Genomic DNA, 7626 nt, shown 5'->3' with positions numbered 1-7626 from the left:
TGCGAAGAGCACATGCAACACCAGAAAGGCCCCTTCCTCGGAAGGGGCCTTTCCGCGTTTAACGCTGAGGACATCGCGTGGCGTGTAAGCGGTGGGTGCGTCTTTCACGCTTGGGGCGCACGAGAGGAATCCTGGCACCGGCATGACGGGGCCAAGTCGTTCGCCGCAGTCGAGCACCGAGCTCGAGCGGCGTCAGCGCAACGCTGCAGCCAGCCGCCTCTCGGGCATGAAGTCGAGGGTCGCCAAACGGGGCGCATCTTGCGCGACAACTCCGGCTGCGTGCGAGGCAGCGCCCTCCTGCGCCGAGCGTCTCCTGTTCGGACGGACGGGAGCCGGCATGAATCGGTTCTTCGGTTGGTGACATCAGGGGCACGGGCGTGAGTGCCTGGCTCGAGAGGATTCGTCCACTGTCGTAGTGCTCCATGCGAGCGCCCGGCACATCAGTTCGGGCGTCGCTCCAGTCGAGCGCTTCCCGATGGGCCCATCCGACAGCGACCGTGCGATCGCACCATGTGACCTTCCGTCCTGACAGGGTCGAGGCGGCTTGACCGATTCTTGAGCTGCACCGAGTTCGTTTGGCGCCGCAGCGGTTGCGGCTGATTCTAGATAGGCCGGCTCGGTGGGAAAGATGACACAGGCATCGCTCTCGATGACGAGGGGTGTGGAAGAGGCGGCCGATCTGGTGGGGAAGGTCGCTTCGGTGGCGTCCTTTTCCTCGGTACGGGTCTCGGCGTGAGCCAGGCGCGCACGGTCATCGACCGCGGGCGCACGTCATCGGTGCCGATCCGGTTCGTTGCCTCGTCGGTCGACGCTTCCGTTCTTCCGTGGATACGACAAGCTCCGCCCATCGACTTGTCGCAGAGTCCCGTGACATCGACGAGGGCCCGTTCACCTCGGCCGACCTCGGTCCTGCCGGTTCTCTCCGGTACGTGACGTTCGGACCGAGTCTCCCGTCATCGGCGACCAGGGGTAGGACCTGGCTCCCTCTGCCGTTCCGGGAGACCGTCTACGCGGGGAACATCCTTCTGGGCTCGCGGCCACTGCCACGGCGTCGCCGGCCCGGGCAGGAGCCAGCCCCGAGCCCAGAGCACAGCAGCTTCGGGCTGCGGCTTTCTTCGTCGCCGAGGCCATCCGCGCAGGACTGGTCGACCGACCCTCAAGACTCGGATGGTCGGCAGTGCGACCCGGGGTGGCCGGCCTTGACTTCACTGACGTGAGCTACGTGATTGCCTCCCGCCATGCACGCCATGCACGCCATGCACGCCATGCACGCCATGCACGCCAAGCACGCCGTGCGCGACGGCCCGCCATTGCTCGACGCGCGGTGATGGGGCGACGCTGCGGCCGGACATGCACGACAACGGGAGTCAAGACTGTCTGGCGAGGGTGGGGAGCAGTAGGCAGCTCCACCCAAGCCAAGAGATCTCCTTCTCACACAAGCTTCGAAGTGTCGCCAACGTCTTGACCCGTTAGGACAAGCCGGCGGCTTCGGGGCTCTCCCGGGCGAGCTTGGCGAGCTGACCCGCGTGATTGGACTGTCACAACTGGTTCGAGTGATCCGTCCGCGATCCGGGTCGTGGTCTGTTGCGTCTGGGAACTCTCATCGAAGGCCAGACCTGCGAGGGTTGTCGTCGGCGGTGGCCCAGGAGGCCCGTGGCGTCGGTGCCACTCTCGTGAGTCGGTGCTTCGCGCGCCAGGCGTCAAGCACGGGACCGATCGGGCAGATGGACGTGGGAACACATCGGGGGTTGATGCCCAGGGAGTGCTGACGAACACAGGGCCCAGGGTGCTTTCTCGCTCGACTGGGAGATGTGTTTCGATCCATGCCATGGGTCCCGGGTGCGGAAGTGCAGATCCTTGGTGCCGCAGAAGCCCCTGGCGCGACACGCCCGGGATGCAGGGAGTTTGGGGGTGGGGGCGGGGGTCTGTGTAAAGTAATCCGAGTCAGCCCAAAGGTGCGGCGGAGCGGCTAGGACAGCGATCAGAGATGGTCCCGATCCGGAGCTTCCCGGCCTCAAGTGGTGACATCCTCCCCGAGATCGAGTCGTTTGCGGCTTGAGATTCGTGTGGTAGGGTTTCAAATCCATCCTCTGGTTTAGGCCAGGTGCTGGTCTTCACGTGGTGGGGATCGGAAATCGAGTCGTTTTGGCTTGGTCCAACGGGGTGGTACGGTTCCACAGCAGCTTCGAGCGATGGTCTTATTGGCCGGGACTCGGGTGCGTTTGGTCCTTGAGAACTCAACAGCGTGCACATTGTCAAATGCCAAATTATACCCTGGCATTGCTTGTGGTCTCATCTTTTGGTGGGGTTGTGAGTGGTGTTTAGGTTTCTTTGAGATTGATGGACAACAACAATCGTCAGATTGTTTTGTTCTTTAGTCAGCATCAAATTCAGCAGTCATGGCCTATTCCGGTTGTGCTGTTTTTTCTTTTACGGAGAGTTTGATCCTGGCTCAGGACGAACGCTGGCGGCGTGCTTAACACATGCAAGTCGAACGATGAACTGGAGCTTGCTCCAGGGATTAGTGGCGAACGGGTGAGTAACACGTGAGTAACCTGCCCTTGACTCTGGGATAAGCGCTAGAAATGGCGTCTAATACCGGATACGAGCTTCAGCCGCATGGCTAGGAGTTGGAAAGAATTTTGGTCAAGGATGGACTCGCGGCCTATCAGCTAGTTGGTGAGGTAATGGCTCACCAAGGCGACGACGGGTAGCCGGCCTGAGAGGGTGACCGGCCACACTGGGACTGAGACACGGCCCAGACTCCTACGGGAGGCAGCAGTGGGGAATATTGCACAATGGGCGAAAGCCTGATGCAGCAACGCCGCGTGAGGGATGACGGCCTTCGGGTTGTAAACCTCTTTTAGTAGGGAAGAAGCGAAAGTGACGGTACCTGCAGAAAAAGCACCGGCTAACTACGTGCCAGCAGCCGCGGTAATACGTAGGGTGCAAGCGTTGTCCGGAATTATTGGGCGTAAAGAGCTCGTAGGCGGTTTGTCGCGTCTGCTGTGAAATCTGGGGGCTCAACCCCCAGCCTGCAGTGGGTACGGGCAGACTAGAGTGCGGTAGGGGAGATTGGAATTCCTGGTGTAGCGGTGGAATGCGCAGATATCAGGAGGAACACCGATGGCGAAGGCAGATCTCTGGGCCGTAACTGACGCTGAGGAGCGAAAGCATGGGGAGCGAACAGGATTAGATACCCTGGTAGTCCATGCCGTAAACGTTGGGAACTAGATGTGGGGGCCATTCCACGGTCTCCGTGTCGCAGCTAACGCATTAAGTTCCCCGCCTGGGGAGTACGGCCGCAAGGCTAAAACTCAAAGGAATTGACGGGGGCCCGCACAAGCGGCGGAGCATGCGGATTAATTCGATGCAACGCGAAGAACCTTACCAAGGCTTGACATATACCGGAAACGTCCAGAGATGGTCGCCCCGCAAGGTCGGTATACAGGTGGTGCATGGTTGTCGTCAGCTCGTGTCGTGAGATGTTGGGTTAAGTCCCGCAACGAGCGCAACCCTCGTTCTATGTTGCCAGCACGTTATGGTGGGAACTCATAGGAGACTGCCGGGGTCAACTCGGAGGAAGGTGGGGATGACGTCAAATCATCATGCCCCTTATGTCTTGGGCTTCACGCATGCTACAATGGCCGGTACAAAGGGCTGCGATACCGTAAGGTGGAGCGAATCCCAAAAAGCCGGTCTCAGTTCGGATTGAGGTCTGCAACTCGACCTCATGAAGTCGGAGTCGCTAGTAATCGCAGATCAGCAACGCTGCGGTGAATACGTTCCCGGGCCTTGTACACACCGCCCGTCAAGTCATGAAAGTCGGTAACACCCGAAGCCAGTGGCCTAACCCTTGTGGATGGAGCTGTCGAAGGTGGGATCGGTGATTAGGACTAAGTCGTAACAAGGTAGCCGTACCGGAAGGTGCGGCTGGATCACCTCCTTTCTAAGGAGCATGTACTCGCCCCGCGGTATACACGGGGGTCAACGAGTCAAGTCGGTTTCGAAGCGAATGTCTTCGGCCGGCGCTCATGGGTGGAACATTGACAATGGCTCTTCATGAAGAGCATCAGCGCTAGTACGGCATCTTCGGGTGTTTGGAAGGTGAGGGTGTTCGGGGTGAGGGGTGTGCACGCTGTTGGGTCCTGAGGGACCAAGCTTCCACACTTTGTGTGGTTGTTTTTCCTCTGGGCCATGAAGGTCCTGCATCACTTGCAGGGTGTTCATGGTGCCGCCCGTATTTTGAGAACTACACAGTGGACGCGAGCATCTTAGTCGCAAGCAGGGCCGGCCTTCGGGTTGGTTGTTGTTTGTGATACTAAGTGCAATTTCTTAGACCAATCCGCCCTTTGGGGTGTGGTTGGCGAATGAGATAACACTGAGCTGTCAGTCTTTGGCTGGCAGCAACTTTGTGGTCAAGTTTCTAAGAGCAAACGGTGGATGCCTTGGCATCTGGAGCCGAAGAAGGACGTAGAAATCTGCGATAAGCCTCGGGGAGCTGATAATCGAGCCCTGATCCGAGGATTTCCGAATGGGGAAACCCCGCCAGGCGTTATGTCTGGTGACTCCCGCCTGAATATATAGGGCGGGTAGAGGGAACGTGGGGAAGTGAAACATCTCAGTACCCACAGGAAGAGAAAACAACAGTGATTCCGTCAGTAGTGGCGAGCGAAATCGGAAGAGGCTAAACCGGTCATGTGTGATAGACGGCGGTCGTTGCATGGTCGGGGTTGTGGGACCCGTTGTCCTGTTCTGCCGGACAGGGACAGTTACAGCGCAGTATAGGCGAACAGCTTTGAATGGCTGGTCATAGAGGGTGCGAACCCCGTAGCCGAAATGCTGGCGCTGGCTGAATGGGGATCCCAAGTAGCTCGGGGCCCGAGAAATCCCGTGTGAATCTGTCAGGACCACCTGATAAGCCTAAATACTCCCAGATGACCGATAGCGGACAAGTACCGTGAGGGAAAGGTGAAAAGTACCCCGGGAGGGGAGTGAAATAGTACCTGAAACCGTTTGCTTACAAACCGTTGGAGCCTCCTTGTAGGGGTGACAGCGTGCCTTTTGAAGAATGAGCCTGCGAGTTAGCGATATGTGGCGAGGTTAACCCGTGTGGGGTAGCCGTAGCGAAAGCGAGTCTTAATAGGGCGATCCAGTCGCATGTCCTAGACCCGAAGCGAAGTGATCTATCCATGGCCAGGTTGAAGCGACGGTAAGACGTCGTGGAGGACCGAACCCACTTAGGTTGAAAACTGAGGGGATGAGCTGTGGATAGGGGTGAAAGGCCAATCAAACTTCGTGATAGCTGGTTCTCTCCGAAATGCATTTAGGTGCAGCGTTGCGTGTTTCTTGCCGGAGGTAGAGCTACTGGATGGCCGATGGGGCCCAAAAGCTTACTGACGTCAGCCAAACTCCGAATGCCGGTAAGTGAGAGCGCAGCAGTGAGACGGTGGGGGATAAGCTTCATCGTCGAGAGGGAAACAACCCAGACTACCAACTAAGGTCCCTAAGCGTGTGCTAAGTGGGAAAGGATGTGGAGTTGCATAGACAACCAGGAGGTTGGCTTAGAAGCAGCCACCCTTGAAAGAGTGCGTAATAGCTCACTGGTCAAGTGATTCCGCGCCGACAATGTAACGGGGCTCAAGCACACCACCGAAGTTGTAGATTTCGTATTATAGACAAGCCTTCGTGGTTCAGTCGTACGGAGTGGTAGGAGAGCGTCGTGTGGCCAGTGAAGCGGCGGTGTAAACCAGCCGTGGAGGCCACACGAGTGAGAATGCAGGCATGAGTAGCGAAAGACGGGTGAGAAACCCGTCCTCCGAAAGACCAAGGGTTCCAGGGCCAGGTTAATCCGCCCTGGGTAAGTCGGGACCTAAGGCGAGGCCGACAGGCGTAGTCGATGGACAACGGGTTGATATTCCCGTACCGGCGAAGAACCGCCCAAGCTAATCCAGTGGTGCTAAGAGTCCTAACCCGGCTGAGTGGATCCCTTCGGGGTGATGCCGGCCGGTCTAACGCTCGACCCCATGCTGGTGCGGTTAACGTCTTAACAGGTGTGACGCAGGAAGGTAGCTGAGCCAGGCGATGGTATCCGTAAGGTGAACCTGGTGTAAGGATGTAGGGCTGACGATAGGCAAATCCGTCGTCAATGCGCCTGAGATCCGATGCGTACCCCGATTGGGGGAAATCAGTGATCCTATGCTGCCGAGAAAAGCATCGACGTGAGGTTCAAGCCGCCCGTACCCCAAACCGACTCAGGTGGTCAGGTAGAGAATACCAAGGAGATCGAGAGAATCGTGGTTAAGGAACTCGGCAAAATGCCCCCGTAACTTCGGGAGAAGGGGGGCCGGAACCGTGATGGGATTTACTCCCGGAGCGGGAAAGGCCGCAGAGACCAGTGGGAAGCGACTGTTTACTAAAAACACAGGTCCGTGCCAAGTCGCAAGACGATGTATACGGACTGACGCCTGCCCGGTGCTGGAAGGTTAAGAGGAACGGTTAGCGCAAGCGAAGCTGAGAATTTAAGCCCCAGTAAACGGCGGTGGTAACTATAACCATCCTAAGGTAGCGAAATTCCTTGTCGGGTAAGTTCCGACCTGCACGAATGGCGTAACGACTTCCCAGCTGTCTCAACCGCGAACTCGGCGAAATTGCACTACGAGTAAAGATGCTCGTTACGCGCAGCAGGACGGAAAGACCCCGTGACCTTTACTACAGCTTGGTATTGGTGTTCGGAGTGGCTTGTGTAGGATAGGTGGGAGACTGTGAAGCTTGGACGCTAGTTCAGGTGGAGTCATTGTTGAAATACCACTCTGGTCACTTTGGATATCTAACTACGAACCGTGATCCGGTTCTGGGACAGTGCCTGGTGGGTAGTTTAACTGGGGCGGTTGCCTCCCAAAAAGTAACGGAGGCGCCCAAAGGTTCCCTCAACCTGGTTGGCAATCAGGTGTCGAGTGTAAGTGCACAAGGGAGCTTGACTGTGAGACTGACAAGTCGAGCAGGGACGAAAGTCGGGACTAGTGATCCGGCAGTGGCTTGTGGAAGCGCTGTCGCTCAACGGATAAAAGGTACCTCGGGGATAACAGGCTGATCTTGCCCAAGAGTCCATATCGACGGCATGGTTTGGCACCTCGATGTCGGCTCGTCGCATCCTGGGGCTGGAGTAGGTCCCAAGGGTTGGGCTGTTCGCCCATTAAAGCGGTACGCGAGCTGGGTTTAGAACGTCGTGAGACAGTTCGGTCCCTATCCGCTGCGCGCGTAGGAAATTTGAGAAGATCTATCCCTAGTACGAGAGGACCGGGATGGACGAACCTCTGGTGTGTCAGTTGTCCTGCCAAGGGCACCGCTGATTAGCTACGTTCGGAACGGATAACCGCTGAAAGCATCTAAGCGGGAAGCCGGCTTCGAGATGAGATTTCCATACCCTTAGGGGTGAGAGGCTCCCAGCTAGACTACTGGGTTGATAGGCCGGATGTGGAAGTGGGGACTAACGACCCATGGAGCTGACCGGTACTAATAAGCCGATAACTTGACAACACTCCCTCCCTGTAGAGGTGGGGGAAAGCTGCTTGCGTCCACTATGTGGTTCCCGAAATACGGTCGGGAACAACTCAACAGAACACT

Annotated in this window: 2 rRNA genes; both read left to right on the top strand. The window is 57.5% G+C overall.

The window, feature by feature from the left end:
• The first annotated feature begins 2429 nt into the window (after positions 1–2429).
• Positions 2430–3949: ribosomal RNA gene (locus tag SJY14_RS15850) — 16S ribosomal RNA — on the top strand.
• 467 nt (positions 3950–4416) lie between these two features.
• Positions 4417–7539 (top strand): 23S ribosomal RNA (locus SJY14_RS15845).
• Together the 16S and 23S rRNA genes form the textbook arrangement of a ribosomal RNA operon.
• The last annotated feature ends 87 nt before the right edge of the window (positions 7540–7626 follow it).

The sequence above is a fragment of the Frigoribacterium sp. R86507 genome (assembly GCF_044597695.1).
In the GTDB taxonomy this organism is placed as follows: domain Bacteria; phylum Actinomycetota; class Actinomycetes; order Actinomycetales; family Microbacteriaceae; genus Frigoribacterium.
Note: the sequence above shows the minus strand (reverse complement) of the source record. Positions and strands in the feature narration are given on the sequence as shown.